The sequence below is a fragment of the Sphingorhabdus sp. YGSMI21 genome (assembly GCF_002776575.1).
Classification (GTDB): Bacteria; Pseudomonadota; Alphaproteobacteria; order Sphingomonadales; family Sphingomonadaceae; genus Parasphingorhabdus.
Map to the genome: position 1 here is coordinate 238,564 of NZ_CP022548.1, position 13,083 is coordinate 251,646.

A 13,083-nucleotide genomic window follows, 5' to 3' on the forward strand; every position below is an offset into this window, starting at 1 on the left:
TGTCCCCTGAAAATTATGATGAGTCTGAACTGCTGGGCTATCTAGCGTTTACGCCGACCACCCTTGAGTTTGGCTTTCTTGAGCAGATCACCATATTGCAGCGCCAGCAAATGGCTCTGAATCTGTGTGACCGTGTCGACGGTGACATTGACGACGATCAACAGGCTGGTGCCGCCGAGGAAGAAGATCGGCAGACTGGTCTGGGCCATGACATATTCCGGCAGGACACAGACAAAGGCCAGATAGGCTGCGCCGACCACGGTGATGCGGGTCAGAACATAATCAAGATAATCAGCGGTATTCTTGCCCGGACGGATACCCGGAACAAAACCGCCATTCTTCTTGAGATTCTCTGCCGTCTCTTCCGGGTTGAAGACAACCGCGGTGTAGAAGAAGCAGAAGAAGATGATGCCGGCGGCATAGAGCGCCATGTAGAGCGGCTGGCCATGGGCCAGATACTGGTTCAAGGAGATGACAAAATCGCCAAACCATGTTTCGCCGGCGGTCGCATTGCCGGCAAACTGGCTGACCGTCAGCGGCATCAGCAAGAGCGAGGATGCGAAGATCGGCGGGATCACGCCTGCGGTATTCACCTTGAGCGGCAAATGGCTGCGGTCGGCCTGCATGACACCATGCTGGGTGGCACGTTTCGGATATTGGATCAGCACCCGTCGCTGGGCGCGTTCCATAAAGCTGATGAACAGCACCAGACCGGCCACCATCGCAATCAGTCCGACGATCGTCAGCGCGCTGATCGAACCGGTGCGGCTGCCTTCCATGAGGTTGGCGACAAAAGTCGGCATCTGCGCGACAATACCGGCCATGATGATCAGCGAGATACCGTTGCCGATACCGCGGCTAGTGATCTGCTCACCCAGCCACATCAGGAAGAGCGTACCACCAACCAGACTGATAACAGCGCCGATACGGAACATATAGCCGGGCTCGACCACAGCCTGCAGGCCGGATTGGGAAGCGAAGCTTTCCAGACCTACGGCAATGAAATAGCCCTGGACGGCGGTCAGGCCAACCGTGCCGTAGCGGGTATATTGATTGAGCTTCTTGCGTCCGGATTCGCCTTCTTTCTTGACCGCGGCCAGGGTCGGCGACAGCGCCGCCGCAAGCTGGACGACGATCGAAGCGGTAATATAGGGCATGACGCCCAGCGCGATCAGGCTCATCCGTTCCAGCGAACCGCCGGAAAATGTATTGAAAATGTCGAGAACGCCGCCGCGGGTCTGATCGTAGAGATCAGCCAGAACAACCGGATCCACGCCAGGCAGCGGAACAAAGCTGAGCAGACGGAAAATAACGAGCGCGCCAAGCGTAAACCAGATGCGTTTCCGCAATTCGGTCGCTTCGCCAAATTTTGCCAGGTTGAGATTCGCTGCGACCTGATCGGCTCTTGATGCCATGCTTGACTTCCCTGCCCACTATTAGTTTGCAACGCGCCCCTGCGGAGGCAGAGGCCCATCTCCAACTATTGCGACTTGTTGCAATCTCCGGAGATGAATAGCTGCGTGTGCAACTATGCAACCCGCCCCATATCGGATGTTAATGCATCAAAAACAAGGGGCCAGAAAAAGAGGCGCTAAAACTAGCGCCTCTCGAAGATCAATCGTTCTTTTTCGCCTTGTTAGCGGCTTTTTTCTCGCGCGCTGGCTTGGAAGCTACAGCCTTTTTCTCGCCCTTGGGCCGGCGCTCGCCACCCGCTGGAAGAATTTCGACCTTGCCGCCCGCTTTTTCGACCGCTGCAACAGCAGCTTTCGAAGCACCGGCAACGGCGATCGTGATTTTGGACTTCAGTTCACCCTTGGCAAGCAGACGAACGCCGTCCTTGCCGCCACGAGCGAGACCAGCAGCCTTCAGGGTTGCGTGATCGATCGTGCCTTTGCCGTCGAGGCTTTTGCTGTCGAGGAACTTCTGGATCATGCCCAGGTTCACTTCCGCATAGTCGGTACCGAACGGGTTGTTGAAACCACGCTTCGGAAGACGCATGTGGAGCGGCATCTGGCCGCCTTCAAATCCGTTGATCGAAACACCGGAACGGGATTTCTGGCCCTTTTGGCCACGTCCGCCGGTCTTGCCTTTGCCCGAGCCAATGCCGCGGCCAATACGCATGCGCGACTTGCGCGCGCCTTCATTGTCTTTAAGTTCGTTCAGTTTCATGTCTTGTACTCGCTTTCGCTTTTATTCGCACGGAAGTCCGGGATATTATCCTTCGAGAACTTCCACCAGATGATGTACCTTGCCGATCATGCCGCGGACTTCAGCGGTATCTTCCAGTTCGGAAACACGGTGCATCTTGTTGAGGCCGAGACCGATCAGCGTCTTGCGCTGCGATTCCGGACGACGGATCGGTGAACCGATCTGCTTGATCTTAATTTTCGCCATCAAAATTACTCCGTAACTGCCGCGGCATCTGCTGCCACTTCAGCAGCCGAACCACCGGCACGTGCAAGCAGGTCGGTCACTTTCTTGCCGCGACGCTGGGACACGGCCTTCGGGCTGGACTGATCGGCCAGTGCGGCAAAAGTTGCGCGGATCATGTTGTAGGGATTGGCTGTACCATTCGACTTGGTCACAACGTCGGAAACGCCGAGGCTTTCGAAAACGGCACGCATTGGACCACCGGCAATGATACCGGTACCCGGAGGCGCCGAACGTACGGTCACGTTACCCGCGCCGAAGTGGCCAGTGCCATCATGATGCAGCGTGCGGCCTTCGCGAAGCGGTACACGAACCATCGATTTCTTTGCAGCAGCGGTTGCCTTGGTAATAGCTTCCGGCACTTCGCGCGCCTTGCCCTTGCCGAAGCCGGCCCGGCCCTTGCCGTCGCCGACAACAACCAATGCTGCGAAACCGAAGCGCTTACCGCCCTTAACAGTCTTGGAAACGCGGTTGATGTGAACCAGTTTCTCGATCAGCTCTTCGCCGCCGTCATTATTGTTGCCACGGCCGCCGCGATTGTTGCGTCCGCCGCCACGATTGTCACGACCGCCACCGCGGTTGTCACGATTGCCACCGCCACGGTTTCCACCGCGCGACTGACGCTCCGGACCACCGGTTTTGGCTTCGGGTGCTACAGCTGCTTCAGGCTGATTGCCTTCGCCAGTTGTACCCGGCTGTGCCGCGCCTTCTGGTGTTGTTTTTTCATCAGCCATATTAAAACTCCAATCCGCCTTCACGTGCTGCGTCGGCCAGAGCCTTCACACGTCCGTGAAACAGGAACCCGCCACGGTCAAAAATTACTTCTTTAACGCCCGCCTTCTTGGCAGCTTCGGCAACGCGCTTGCCGACATCGGCCGCGGCTTTGCTATCCGCACCGGTTTTGACTTTGGACGCTTTGTCGATGGTCGAAGCGGAAGCCAGCGTTTTGCCCTCGGCATCGTCGATAACCTGGGCATAGATGTGCCGGCTCGTGCGATGCACGGACAAACGAGGCTTTGAGAGCCCGCGCTTCCGCAATTTGCTGCGTACGCGTTGCTGGCGCCGTTTGAACTGAGAAATATTCGCCATGGCTTATTTCTTCTTCCCTTCTTTGCGGAAAATATATTCGCCGCGATATTTGATGCCCTTGCCCTTATACGGTTCGGGCTTGCGCCAGCGCCGGATTTCGGCAGCGACCTGGCCAACTTGCTGTTTGTCCATGCCGGTGATTTCGATCGTCGTCTGGTCAGGCGTCTTGATCTCGATGCCGTCCGGGATCGCGAAATTCACGTCATGGCTGTAACCGAGTTGCAGGTTCAGGTTCTTGCCCTGAGCCGCCGCACGATAACCAACGCCGTTGATTTCCAGAACCTTGGTGAAGCCGGAGGTTACACCGTCGACCAGATTCTGGACCAGCGTGCGCTGCATTCCCCAGAATGCACGAGCGGTTTTCGACTTGTTTGCTGGCTTGACCAGCAATCCACCGTCGCCCAGTTCGTAAGTCAGGTCGTCAACCATCGGGGTCGAAAGCTCGCCCTTGGGTCCTTTGACCTTGACCAGACCATCTTCCATCACGGCGGTGACGCCGTCCGGAATAGCCACAGATTTTTTGCCAATACGGGACATGATTAGAATACCTCAGCCAGTACTTCGCCGCCGACCTTCGCCTGACGCGCTTCCGCGTCAGAGAGAACACCTTGTGGCGTCGATACGATTGTTATGCCCAAGCCGTTGCGAACCCGTGGCAGATCTTCCGAACCGCTATAGACGCGACGACCAGGCTTTGAAACACGGGCCACGTGGCGAATTGCCGGCTGACCTTCAAAATATTTCAGTTCAATCCGCAGACCGGGGTGCTTGTTGACCTCTTCTTCGCTGTAGCCACGAATATAACCTTCGCGCTGCAACACTTCGAGGACGGCACCACGCAATTTGGACGCAGGCGTTACGACGCTGTCCTTGCGTGCCTGTTGTCCGTTACGGATACGGGTGAGCATGTCACCCAAGGGATCGGTAAAAGCCATATTATCTCTCCCTTACCAGCTTGATTTCGTTACGCCGGGAATCAGACCTTTATTGGCCATGTCTCTCAGCTCGATGCGGCACAGGCGGAACTTGCGGTAATAGCCGCGCGGACGTCCTGTGGTTTCACAGCGGTTGCGCACGCGGGTTGGATTCGCGTTGCGCGGAATTTCCGCCATTTTCAGGCGCGCCATCAGCCGTTCGGTCTCGTCGAGAGACTGATCCGATGCCATCGCCTTCAGTTTCGCATAACGGCCGGCGTATTTCTTCACCATCCGTTTGCGTTTTTCGTTTCTGTTAATGGAACTCAGTTTCGCCATGACTTAAGTTCTCGTCCTTCCGTATAATGAAGCGCGCTTACGCGGCTTCTTTTTCTTCCGATTGTTCCTCTTTGGGGAACGGGAAACCGAACAATGCCAGAAGCGCACGCGCCTCGTCGTCTGTTTTTGCTGTAGTCGTCACAATCACGTCCATGCCGCGGACAACGTCGATGTTGTCATAGGCGATCTCGGGGAAAATGATCTGCTCTTTCAGGCCCATGGCAAAATTGCCGCGTCCGTCAAAGCTTTTCGGATTCAGACCCCTGAAATCCCGGATGCGAGGCATGGCAACGGTAACCAGACGATCGATAAATTCGTACATCCGTTCCCGGCGCAGATTGACCTTGCAGCCAATCGGCATGCCTTCACGCAATTTGAACGTCGCGATCGAGTTTTTCGCCTTGGTGATCACTGGCTTCTGGCCGGCAATCAATTCCATTTCGGCTGCAGCGGTCGCAACTTTCTTCTTGTCCTGACTACCTTCGCCAACACCCATGTTGATGGTAACCATGGTGATCCGAGGAACTTCCATGGCGTTGCTGTAGTTGAACTTTTCCTGCATCGCCTTGACGATTTCATCGTCATATTTCTTGCGCATGCGAGGGATATATTTTTTATCAGCCATCGACTTTCTCCCCGGACTTTACAGCGATCCGCTGCATCTTTCCGTCTTCTGTCTTTTCAAATCTGACGCGTGTCGGCTTGCCGTCTTTCGGATCCGCCACAGCGACTTTGCTGATGTGCATCGCCGCTTCGCGCCGCTCGAGACCACCCTGGGGATTGGCCTGGGTCGGTTTGCGGTGGCGCACAGCAATGTTCACGCCGGAAACGATGACCTTGTCATCTTTCGGCATCACCTTGGTGACTTCACCCGACTTGCCCTTGTCCTTGCCGGACAGGATCACGACGGTATCGCCTTTTTTGATCTTTGCATTGGCCATTTTAGAGCACCTCCGGCGCTAGGCTGATGATTTTCATATGCTTTTTCGCACGCAGTTCACGAACCACGGGGCCAAAAATACGGGTGCCGATTGGCTCCTGGTTGTTGTTCACCAAAACCGCAGCATTGCTGTCGAACCGAATGACCGATCCGTCCTTGCGACGAATGTCCTTCTTGGTACGAACGATCACCGCACGGTGAACGTCGCCCTTCTTGACCTTGCCGCGCGGCGCTGCTTCCTTGATCGACACGACAATGATGTCGCCGACGCCGGCAAAGCGACGCTTCGAGCCGCCCAGCACCTTGATGCACTGCACGCGTTTGGCGCCGCTATTGTCAGCGACCTCCAGGTTCGATTGCATCTGGATCATGGATCCAATTCCTTCTTCATATACCCGGCGAGCCGGACGTTTCCTACTTCGTCACCCCGGCAGACCCGGGATATTCTAAACTATTCGGCGGCTGGCGTAGCTTCGGCTTTTTCTTCTGCCGCTGGCTTCACTGGCGCCTTGACCTTTTCGTCCTTCGGATCGCTGGCCGTAATCTCGCTGACCGTCGGTGTCGCAACACCGGCTGCTGCGCCGACCCGCTCCAGAACTTTCCAGGTCTTCAGCTTGGAAATCGGACGGGTTTCTTCAATCCGTACGGTTTCGCCGAGGCTGATTTCGTTCTTCTCATCATGCGCATGATATTTTTTCGAGCGCCGGATGATTTTTCCGTAAAGCGGGTGCTTCACCTTGCGTTCGACATTGACGACAACTGTCTTGTCGCCCTTGTCTGACACGACCGTGCCGGTGAGAATACGTTTTGGCATATCGGTTCCTTACGCCTTAGCTTCTGCGGGAGCGGCGCTTGCACGCTCGGCCTGCAATGTTTTGATCCGGGCGATCGTGCGACGCACTTCCCGCGTCCGGCTTGGTTTTTCGAGCTGATTGGTCGCAGCCTGGAAGCGCAGGTTAAATGCCTCGCGCTTCAGTTCGCCCAGTTCGGTCTCGAGCTGATCGTCGGTTTTGGTCCGCAAATCTTCAGTTTTCATGCTCATCTAGCTTAACCTTCCAGATGTGACGTATCGCCGAGGCGGGCCACAACCTTTGTCTTGATCGGGAGCTTCATCGCTGCCCGCTCGAAAGCGATCGCTGCAATCGGTCCGGGAACACCGTCCAGTTCGAACAGAATCCGGCCCGGTTTTACCCGCGCAGCCCAATATTCTACCGAGCCCTTACCCTTACCCTGACGAACTTCGGCAGGCTTCTTGGATACTGGCACATCCGGGAAAATCCGGATCCACAACCGGCCCTGACGCTTGATGTGACGCGTGATCGCACGGCGAGCCGCCTCGATCTGACGCGCGGTAATCCGGTCAGGTTCCATGGCTTTCAGGCCATAGCTACCGAAATTCAGGGTAGAGCCACCTGGCGCTTTGCCTTTAATCCGGCCTTTGAAAGCCTTGCGGAATTTATGTTTCTTGGGTTGCAGCATGATGCTCTACCTATTCCTCAAAAATCAACGTTGGTGCTGCGGACGGACGCCGGAAGTCTGCGCTTCGACATTCAACCGATCCTGAGCCATCGGGTCGTGACCCAATATCTCGCCTTTAAAAATCCATACCTTGATACCGATGATGCCGTAAGCGGTCAGCGCTTCATATTCGGCATAATCGATATTGGCGCGCAGCGTGTGCAACGGAACGCGGCCTTCACGATACCATTCAACGCGGGCAATTTCTGCTCCGCCCAGACGGCCACCGCAAACAATCTTGATGCCTTCGGCACCGAGACGCAGAGCGGACTGAACCGCACGCTTCATCGCGCGACGGAAAGCAACGCGGCGGATCAGCTGATCACCAATGCCCTGCGCTACCAGCTTCGCATCGACTTCCGGCTTGCGGATCTCAACGATGTTCAGCGAAACGTCACCGGACGACATGTCGCTCAGCTTGCGACGCAGCTTTTCAATATCCGCGCCTTTCTTGCCGATGATCACACCGGGGCGAGCAGCATAGATGGAAACGCGGCAGGTCTTGGCCGGACGCTCGATCACAACCTTCGAAATCGCTGCCTGTGGCAGGTTTTCAAAGATATATTTGCGCATCTTGATGTCTTCCATCAAGAGATCGCCATAGTTGGAACCTTCCGCATACCAGCGGCTGTCCCAGGTCCGGTTGATCTGCAGGCGAAGCCCGATAGGATTACTCTTTTGACCCATGGTTACGCCTCTTCCTCTTCATGCTCGCGCACGACGATGCGGACGCGGCTAAATGGCTTGATAATCTTGGCTGAACGACCACGCGCACGCGCCTTCCAGCGCTTCATCGTGATTGACTTGCCGACGCTCGCTTCGTGAACGATCAATGCGTCAACATCCAGATTGTGATTATTCTCGGCATTGGCGATAGCTGAAGCGAGAACCTTGCTGACATCCTTGGCCATCGACTTCTTCGAGAAGGACAGGATGTTCAGAGCGTCTTCCGCTTTCTTGCCACGGATCAGCTGTGCAACCAAGTTGAGCTTCTGGGCAGAACCACGGATGGAATTGCCTACAGCCAAAGCTTCATTGTCGCCAACACGGCGGGGTGATGATGCCTTACCCATTATTTCTTGCCTTTTTTGTCAGCGCCATGGCCATAGAAGTTACGCGTTGGTGCGAACTCGCCAAGCTTGTGACCGACCATGTCTTCATTCACGGAAACCGGAATGAATTTCTGACCGTTGTAAACGCTGAAGGTCAGGCCGACGAAATCAGGCAAAACGGTAGAACGACGCGACCAGGTCTTGATCGGCGCACGTGCATTGTTTTCCTGCGCAGTCTGCGCTTTTTTCAGCAGGTGGAGGTCAACAAATGGACCTTTTTTGATGGAACGAGCCATGCTTACCTCTTCTTCTTCGCGTGACGCGACCGGATGATCATCTTGTCAGTCGATTTGTTGCTACGGGTACGAGCACCCTTGGTCGGCTTGCCCCATGGGGTAACCGGATGACGACCACCGGAAGTCCGGCCTTCACCACCACCATGCGGGTGATCGACTGGGTTCTTCGCAACACCGCGGGTAAGAGGACGACGTCCCTTCCAGCGGGTGCGGCCTGCCTTGCCGAAATTCTGGTTCGAATTGTCCGGGTTGGAAACCGCGCCAACGGTCGCCATGCAATCGGAACGAAGATAGCGCTGCTCACCGCTTTTCAGGCGAACAATGACCATGCCGCGGTCACGACCGACGATCTGGACATAAGCACCGGCCGAACGGGCGATCTGGCCGCCCTTGCCTGGCTTCATTTCGACATTGTGGACGATCGTGCCAACCGGCATCTGCGACAGCAACATGGCGTTGCCGGGCTTCACGTCGGTCTTCTTGCCGGCAATGACGCTGTCGCCAACGTCGAGACGCTGTGGCGCAAGAATGTAAGCCAGCTCGCCGTCTTCATATTTGATCAGCGCGATAAAGGCGGTGCGGTTCGGATCATATTCGAGCCGTTCAACCGTAGCAGCCATATCCCACTTGCGCCGCTTGAAATCGACGAGACGATATTTCTGCTTGTGACCGCCGGCGATGCCACGCGAAGTGACATGACCCTTGTTGTTCCGGCCACCCGTCTTGTTCTTGCCTTCGACAAGCTTCTTGACGGGCTTGCCTTTCCACAGGCCGCTCTTGTCGACCAGGATAAGACCACGCCGGGCGGGGCTTGTCGGTTTATAGGATTTTAATGCCATGTGCCCTTAAACTCCCGTGGTGATGTCAATGGTCTGGCCTTCGGCCAACGTGACAACAGCCTTCTTGATGTCATTGCGAGTGTAGGGACGACCCTTCCACTTCTTGGTCTTGCCCTTTTGCACCAACGTGTTGACGTTTTTGACTTTGACATCAAACAACGCCTCGATGGCCGCCTTGATCTGCGGCTTGGTCGCGGTGTTCGCAACCTTGAATACCACAGCATTATGTTCGCTGAGCAAGGTCGATTTCTCGGTGATGTGCGGGCCGACAATTACGTCATAATGACGAATATCGACAGCTTCTTTTTTAGCCATTGAAGCGCGCCTCCAGCTTTTCTACCGCTGCGCGCGTCAGCACCAGGGTTTCATGGTTCAGAATGTCATAAACATTGGCACCGGCAGCTGGCATCACATTGACACGGGGAATGTTGTTCGAAGCCTTCGAGAAAGCGTCGTTAACAGAGTCACCGTCCATGATCAGGGCCGATTTGCCGAAACCGAGCTTTGCGATATTGGCCAGAAGCGCCTGTGTCTTGGCTTCCTTCAGTTCAATATTTTCAAGCACGATCAAATTGTCGTTCTTCAGCTTGTCGCTGAGCGCCATTTTCAGACCCAGAGCACGAACCTTCTTGTTCAGCGACGGGTTGAAATCACGCTTGCGGGCACCGTGGGCCTTACCACCGCCGATGAAGATAGGAGCACGACGATCGCCATGACGAGCTGTACCGCCGCCCTTCTGATTGCCGAACTTCTTGCCGGTACGGGCAACGTCCGAACGCTCGCGGGTCGGACGAGCCGTTCCGCGTGCCTTTTCGCGCTGCCAGTTGACGACGCGGTGAAGAATATCTGCGCGCGCTTCGATGCCGAACACGTCATCGTTCAATTCGATGTCGCCCTTGGCTTTCGCGTCGAGGGTTATCACTTTCAATTTCATGGCTTAGCCCTCCTTCCCTGCGTCATCTGCAGCATCAGATTTCTCGTCAGCCGGCTTTTCTGCGGGAGCGTCGGCTGCTGCCGCTACTTCTGCATCGGTTGGACCGACTGGCGCTTCGATCGCTGCATCCGCTTCGATCATGCCTGCCGGCGCATCTTCGGTCGCCGTTTCATCCGCGTTGCGGCGCATGGCACCGGGGAATGGAACGCCTTCGGGAAGAGCAACCTTGACGGCGTCCTTAACCAGAAGCCAGCCACCCTTGGAACCGGGAACGCTGCCGCGTACGAAGATCAGGCCGCGAGCGGCGTCTGTACGGACGATTTCCAGATTTTGCTGGGTGCGATTGCGCGCGCCCATGTGACCGGCCATCTTCTTGCCCTTGAACACCTTGCCCGGATCCTGGTTTTGACCAGTAGAACCGTGGGCACGGTGAGAGATGGAAACACCGTGGGTTGCGCGCATACCGCCGAAACCCCAGCGCTTCATCGCACCGGCAAAGCCCTTACCCTGGGTAACGCCCTGGATATCGACCATCTGGCCGGCAATGAAATGGTCAGCAGTTACGGTAGCACCGATGGGGAGCAAAGCATCTTCGCTGTCGACCCGGAATTCGGCAACCCGTGCTTTTGGCTCAACTTCTGCCTTGGCAAAAGCTTCACGCTGCGGCTTGTTAACATTTTTCGCTTTACGGGCACCTGCACCAAGCTGAACGGCAAAATAGCCATCACGTTCCTGATTGCGGGCTCCAACAACCTGACATTCTTCCAGGGAAAGAACGGTAACCGGCACATGCCGTCCGTCTTCCTGAAACAAGCGGGTCATCCCCATTTTCTTCGCGATCACGCCTGTACGCACGATCAATCTCCTTCACAGAGGCCGAACGAACCATTTCGTCCGGCTTGCCAGCCCAAATTGTCATGCGTCACCCCGTCCGGGCTGTAATTGTTCCGGAAAGTCCGGAACGAGACGGAGGACGCTGCCCGGTTAAATCCGGCGGTATCCTGTCGTTTGTCCGATCTCCGCCTGGGCGGGGATCTCAAATCAATTGGCTCAGGCCAGCTTGATCTCGACATTTACACCAGCAGCGAGGTCGAGCTTCATCAAAGCGTCGACAGTCTGCGGCGTGGGCTGCACGATATCGAGCAGCCTTTTATAGGTCCGCACCTCGAACTGCTCACGAGACTTTTTGTCTACGTGCGGTCCGCGGTTAACGGTGAATTTTTCAATGTGCGTTGGCAAAGGTATCGGTCCACGGATCAGCGCGCCAGTGCGGCGTGCGGTGTCAGCGATATCGCCGGTCGCTTGATCGAGAACCCGATGATCGAATGCCTTCAAGCGAATGCGAATATTTTGCGTTTCCATGTACCTGTTACCAATGTCAAAGAGCCAAAAATAAACCGCCCCGATTTTCTAACGAAAAAGGCCGGAGCGGCGAAAAAACTGGCTGCCCGAATCACCGATCCGGGCAGCGAGGCGTTCCTATATTACTTTGTTACGTTGCTGACAACCCCTGATCCAACGGTACGTCCACCTTCGCGAATAGCGAAGCGGAGACCCGGATCCATAGCGATCGGAGCAATCAGTTTCACGCCGATGGTGACGTTATCACCAGGCATGACCATTTCGGTGCCTTCAGGAAGGATCACTTCGCCGGTCACGTCGGTCGTGCGGAAGTAGAACTGCGGACGATAGTTGGCGAAGAAAGGCGTATGACGGCCACCTTCGTCTTTCGACAGCACGTAAACTTCAGCCGAGAATTCGGTGTGCGGGGTGATCGAACCTGGCTTACAGAGAACCTGGCCGCGCTCAACCGAATCACGGTCAACGCCACGGATCAGGGCACCGATGTTGTCGCCAGCCTGACCGGAGTCGAGCAGCTTGCGGAACATTTCAACGCCGGTAACGGTGGTCTTCGTGGTATCCTTGATACCGACGATTTCGCATTCGTCACCAACATTCACAACGCCCGTTTCAACACGGCCGGTAACAACCGTACCACGACCGGAGATCGAGAACACGTCTTCGATCGGCATCAGGAATGCCTGGTCGACTGGACGCTCTGGCTGAGGAATGGCTTCGTCGACAGCTTTCATCAGCTCAAGAATCTTGTTCTTGCCGATTTCGTCGTCGCGGCCTTCCAGCGCAGCCAGGGCAGAACCGGATACGATTGGAATATTGTCGCCGTCGAAGTCGTAGGAAGACAGAAGCTCGCGGATTTCCATTTCAACCAGTTCGAGCAGCTCTTCGTCGTCGACCTGGTCAACCTTGTTCATGAAAACAACAAGCGCAGGAACGCCAACCTGACGAGCGAGCAGGATGTGCTCACGGGTCTGTGGCATCGGGCCGTCGGCAGCGTTAACCACGAGAATGGCGCCATCCATCTGCGCCGCACCGGTGATCATGTTCTTCACATAGTCAGCGTGGCCCGGGCAATCGACGTGCGCATAGTGGCGTGCTTCGGTTTCATATTCGACATGTGCGGTCGAAATGGTGATGCCGCGCTCGCGCTCTTCAGGAGCCTTGTCGATATTTGCGAAGTCCACTGCTGCACCGCCGGTGGTTTCAGCAAGAACCTTGGTGATCGCCGCAGTCAACGTCGTTTTACCATGGTCAACGTGACCGATGGTGCCGATGTTGCAGTGCGGCTTATTGCGCTCAAACTTCTCTTTAGCCATTTTATATTACCTCTGATTTTCTATCGTCTTGATAGTCTGCGCCGCGCTTTGGCGAGA

At 55.9% G+C, this 13,083-nt stretch carries 22 protein-coding genes and 1 pseudogene; all 23 read right to left on the reverse strand.

The window, feature by feature from the left end:
- Nucleotides 1-41 precede the first annotated feature (41 nt).
- The 23 genes and pseudogenes from secY to tuf all read right to left on the reverse strand — a co-directional run bounded on the left by secY (nucleotide 42) and on the right by tuf (nucleotide 13,026).
- Nucleotides 42-1,415: a preprotein translocase subunit SecY gene (secY, locus tag CHN51_RS01095; RefSeq protein WP_100092377.1), complete on the reverse strand. Its 1,374-nt coding sequence runs from the start codon at nucleotides 1,413-1,415 to the stop codon at nucleotides 42-44.
- Between the two features lie 199 nt (nucleotides 1,416-1,614).
- Nucleotides 1,615-2,169: a 50S ribosomal protein L15 gene (rplO, locus tag CHN51_RS01100; protein ID WP_100092378.1), complete on the reverse strand. Its 555-nt coding sequence runs from the start codon at nucleotides 2,167-2,169 to the stop codon at nucleotides 1,615-1,617.
- Nucleotides 2,170-2,214: 45 nt separating this feature from the next.
- Nucleotides 2,215-2,394 (reverse strand): 50S ribosomal protein L30, encoded by a 180-nt coding sequence (rpmD, locus tag CHN51_RS01105; RefSeq protein WP_067198352.1) that lies wholly within the window; start codon nucleotides 2,392-2,394, stop codon nucleotides 2,215-2,217.
- Nucleotides 2,395-2,399: 5 nt separating this feature from the next.
- Nucleotides 2,400-3,164 (reverse strand): 30S ribosomal protein S5, encoded by a 765-nt coding sequence (gene rpsE / locus CHN51_RS01110; protein ID WP_100092379.1) that lies wholly within the window; start codon nucleotides 3,162-3,164, stop codon nucleotides 2,400-2,402.
- A 1-nt stretch (nucleotide 3,165) separates the two neighbouring features.
- On the reverse strand, nucleotides 3,166-3,519 hold the full coding sequence (gene rplR, locus CHN51_RS01115) for a 50S ribosomal protein L18 (RefSeq protein ID WP_089132908.1): 354 nt from the start codon (nucleotides 3,517-3,519) through the stop codon (nucleotides 3,166-3,168).
- 3 nt (nucleotides 3,520-3,522) lie between these two features.
- Complete coding sequence (rplF, locus tag CHN51_RS01120) at nucleotides 3,523-4,056, reverse strand: 50S ribosomal protein L6 (RefSeq protein WP_100092380.1); 534 nt, start codon at nucleotides 4,054-4,056, stop codon at nucleotides 3,523-3,525.
- Between the two features lie 2 nt (nucleotides 4,057-4,058).
- Nucleotides 4,059-4,454, reverse strand: a complete 396-nt coding sequence (rpsH, locus tag CHN51_RS01125) for a 30S ribosomal protein S8 (RefSeq protein ID WP_067198345.1) — start codon at nucleotides 4,452-4,454, stop codon at nucleotides 4,059-4,061.
- Nucleotides 4,455-4,466: 12 nt separating this feature from the next.
- The gene (gene rpsN / locus CHN51_RS01130; RefSeq protein ID WP_067198343.1) at nucleotides 4,467-4,772 is read right to left on the reverse strand and encodes a 30S ribosomal protein S14; all 306 of its coding nucleotides are present in this window, start codon (nucleotides 4,770-4,772) and stop codon (nucleotides 4,467-4,469) included.
- Between the two features lie 37 nt (nucleotides 4,773-4,809).
- On the reverse strand, nucleotides 4,810-5,397 hold the full coding sequence (gene rplE / locus CHN51_RS01135) for a 50S ribosomal protein L5 (protein WP_100092381.1): 588 nt from the start codon (nucleotides 5,395-5,397) through the stop codon (nucleotides 4,810-4,812).
- Nucleotides 5,390-5,713, reverse strand: coding sequence for a 50S ribosomal protein L24 (rplX, locus tag CHN51_RS01140; RefSeq protein ID WP_100092382.1), 324 nt, complete (start codon nucleotides 5,711-5,713; stop codon nucleotides 5,390-5,392). Before rplX ends, rplE begins: the two co-directional genes overlap by 8 nt.
- A 1-nt stretch (nucleotide 5,714) precedes the next feature.
- Complete coding sequence (rplN, locus tag CHN51_RS01145; protein WP_089132913.1) at nucleotides 5,715-6,083, reverse strand: 50S ribosomal protein L14; 369 nt, start codon at nucleotides 6,081-6,083, stop codon at nucleotides 5,715-5,717.
- 212 nt (nucleotides 6,084-6,295) lie between these two features.
- Nucleotides 6,296-6,526, reverse strand: a pseudogene (rpsQ, locus tag CHN51_RS19970) (30S ribosomal protein S17); the annotation flags it as partial.
- A gap of 9 nt (nucleotides 6,527-6,535) precedes the next feature.
- Nucleotides 6,536-6,754, reverse strand: a complete 219-nt coding sequence (rpmC, locus tag CHN51_RS01155) for a 50S ribosomal protein L29 (protein WP_067198335.1) — start codon at nucleotides 6,752-6,754, stop codon at nucleotides 6,536-6,538.
- Nucleotides 6,755-6,759: 5 nt separating this feature from the next.
- Nucleotides 6,760-7,191 (reverse strand): 50S ribosomal protein L16, encoded by a 432-nt coding sequence (gene rplP / locus CHN51_RS01160; protein WP_100092383.1) that lies wholly within the window; start codon nucleotides 7,189-7,191, stop codon nucleotides 6,760-6,762.
- A 24-nt stretch (nucleotides 7,192-7,215) separates the two neighbouring features.
- The gene (rpsC, locus tag CHN51_RS01165; RefSeq protein WP_067198331.1) at nucleotides 7,216-7,917 is read right to left on the reverse strand and encodes a 30S ribosomal protein S3; all 702 of its coding nucleotides are present in this window, start codon (nucleotides 7,915-7,917) and stop codon (nucleotides 7,216-7,218) included.
- A 2-nt stretch (nucleotides 7,918-7,919) separates the two neighbouring features.
- Nucleotides 7,920-8,303, reverse strand: coding sequence for a 50S ribosomal protein L22 (rplV, locus tag CHN51_RS01170; protein ID WP_100092384.1), 384 nt, complete (start codon nucleotides 8,301-8,303; stop codon nucleotides 7,920-7,922).
- Nucleotides 8,303-8,578 (reverse strand): 30S ribosomal protein S19, encoded by a 276-nt coding sequence (rpsS, locus tag CHN51_RS01175; RefSeq protein WP_100092385.1) that lies wholly within the window; start codon nucleotides 8,576-8,578, stop codon nucleotides 8,303-8,305. The genes rplV and rpsS overlap by 1 nt, the downstream gene beginning before the upstream one ends.
- Before the next feature lie 2 nt (nucleotides 8,579-8,580).
- Nucleotides 8,581-9,417, reverse strand: a complete 837-nt coding sequence (gene rplB / locus CHN51_RS01180; RefSeq protein ID WP_100092386.1) for a 50S ribosomal protein L2 — start codon at nucleotides 9,415-9,417, stop codon at nucleotides 8,581-8,583.
- Between the two features lie 6 nt (nucleotides 9,418-9,423).
- A complete protein-coding gene (locus CHN51_RS01185) occupies nucleotides 9,424-9,732 on the reverse strand; it encodes a 50S ribosomal protein L23 (protein WP_067198324.1) in 309 nt (102 codons plus the stop codon).
- Nucleotides 9,725-10,351 carry a 50S ribosomal protein L4 gene (gene rplD / locus CHN51_RS01190; RefSeq protein WP_100092387.1) on the reverse strand — a complete coding sequence of 209 codons (627 nt, stop codon included), beginning with the start codon at nucleotides 10,349-10,351 and terminating at the stop codon, nucleotides 9,725-9,727. The genes CHN51_RS01185 and rplD overlap by 8 nt, the downstream gene beginning before the upstream one ends.
- Nucleotides 10,352-10,354: 3 nt before the next feature.
- Nucleotides 10,355-11,206, reverse strand: a complete 852-nt coding sequence (gene rplC, locus CHN51_RS01195; protein ID WP_100092388.1) for a 50S ribosomal protein L3 — start codon at nucleotides 11,204-11,206, stop codon at nucleotides 10,355-10,357.
- A 195-nt stretch (nucleotides 11,207-11,401) separates the two neighbouring features.
- Nucleotides 11,402-11,713 carry a 30S ribosomal protein S10 gene (rpsJ, locus tag CHN51_RS01200; RefSeq protein ID WP_066744965.1) on the reverse strand — a complete coding sequence of 104 codons (312 nt, stop codon included), beginning with the start codon at nucleotides 11,711-11,713 and terminating at the stop codon, nucleotides 11,402-11,404.
- Nucleotides 11,714-11,835: 122 nt separating this feature from the next.
- On the reverse strand, nucleotides 11,836-13,026 hold the full coding sequence (gene tuf, locus CHN51_RS01205; protein WP_100092389.1) for an elongation factor Tu: 1,191 nt from the start codon (nucleotides 13,024-13,026) through the stop codon (nucleotides 11,836-11,838).
- Nucleotides 13,027-13,083: the final 57 nt, after the last annotated feature.

Excerpts from the sequence above, each read along its gene's own strand:
- rpmD (WP_067198352.1), bottom strand. The coding sequence starts at position 2,394 with ATGGCGAAAATTAAGATCAAGCAGATCGGTTCACCGATCCGTCGTCCG.
- rplV (WP_100092384.1), bottom strand. The coding sequence starts at position 8,303 with ATGGGTAAGGCATCATCACCCCGCCGTGTTGGCGACAATGAAGCTTTG.
- rplE (WP_100092381.1), bottom strand. The coding sequence starts at position 5,397 with ATGGCTGATAAAAAATATATCCCTCGCATGCGCAAGAAATATGACGAT.
- secY (WP_100092377.1), bottom strand. The coding sequence starts at position 1,415 with ATGGCATCAAGAGCCGATCAGGTCGCAGCGAATCTCAACCTGGCAAAA.
- tuf (WP_100092389.1), bottom strand. The coding sequence starts at position 13,026 with ATGGCTAAAGAGAAGTTTGAGCGCAATAAGCCGCACTGCAACATCGGC.
- CHN51_RS01185 (WP_067198324.1), bottom strand. The coding sequence starts at position 9,732 with ATGGCTAAAAAAGAAGCTGTCGATATTCGTCATTATGACGTAATTGTC.
- rpsE (WP_100092379.1), bottom strand. The coding sequence starts at position 3,164 with ATGGCTGATGAAAAAACAACACCAGAAGGCGCGGCACAGCCGGGTACA.
- rpsH (WP_067198345.1), bottom strand. The coding sequence starts at position 4,454 with ATGGCTTTTACCGATCCCTTGGGTGACATGCTCACCCGTATCCGTAAC.
- rplP (WP_100092383.1), bottom strand. The coding sequence starts at position 7,191 with ATGCTGCAACCCAAGAAACATAAATTCCGCAAGGCTTTCAAAGGCCGG.
- rplR (WP_089132908.1), bottom strand. The coding sequence starts at position 3,519 with ATGGCGAATATTTCTCAGTTCAAACGGCGCCAGCAACGCGTACGCAGC.
- rpsC (WP_067198331.1), bottom strand. The coding sequence starts at position 7,917 with ATGGGTCAAAAGAGTAATCCTATCGGGCTTCGCCTGCAGATCAACCGG.
- rpsJ (WP_066744965.1), bottom strand. The coding sequence starts at position 11,713 with ATGGAAACGCAAAATATTCGCATTCGCTTGAAGGCATTCGATCATCGG.
- rplF (WP_100092380.1), bottom strand. The coding sequence starts at position 4,056 with ATGTCCCGTATTGGCAAAAAATCTGTGGCTATTCCGGACGGCGTCACC.
- rpmC (WP_067198335.1), bottom strand. The coding sequence starts at position 6,754 with ATGAGCATGAAAACTGAAGATTTGCGGACCAAAACCGACGATCAGCTC.
- rplB (WP_100092386.1), bottom strand. The coding sequence starts at position 9,417 with ATGGCATTAAAATCCTATAAACCGACAAGCCCCGCCCGGCGTGGTCTT.
- rplX (WP_100092382.1), bottom strand. The coding sequence starts at position 5,713 with ATGGCCAATGCAAAGATCAAAAAAGGCGATACCGTCGTGATCCTGTCC.
- rpsN (WP_067198343.1), bottom strand. The coding sequence starts at position 4,772 with ATGGCGAAACTGAGTTCCATTAACAGAAACGAAAAACGCAAACGGATG.
- rplN (WP_089132913.1), bottom strand. The coding sequence starts at position 6,083 with ATGATCCAGATGCAATCGAACCTGGAGGTCGCTGACAATAGCGGCGCC.
- rplO (WP_100092378.1), bottom strand. The coding sequence starts at position 2,169 with ATGAAACTGAACGAACTTAAAGACAATGAAGGCGCGCGCAAGTCGCGC.
- rplD (WP_100092387.1), bottom strand. The coding sequence starts at position 10,351 with ATGAAATTGAAAGTGATAACCCTCGACGCGAAAGCCAAGGGCGACATC.
- rpsS (WP_100092385.1), bottom strand. The coding sequence starts at position 8,578 with ATGGCTCGTTCCATCAAAAAAGGTCCATTTGTTGACCTCCACCTGCTG.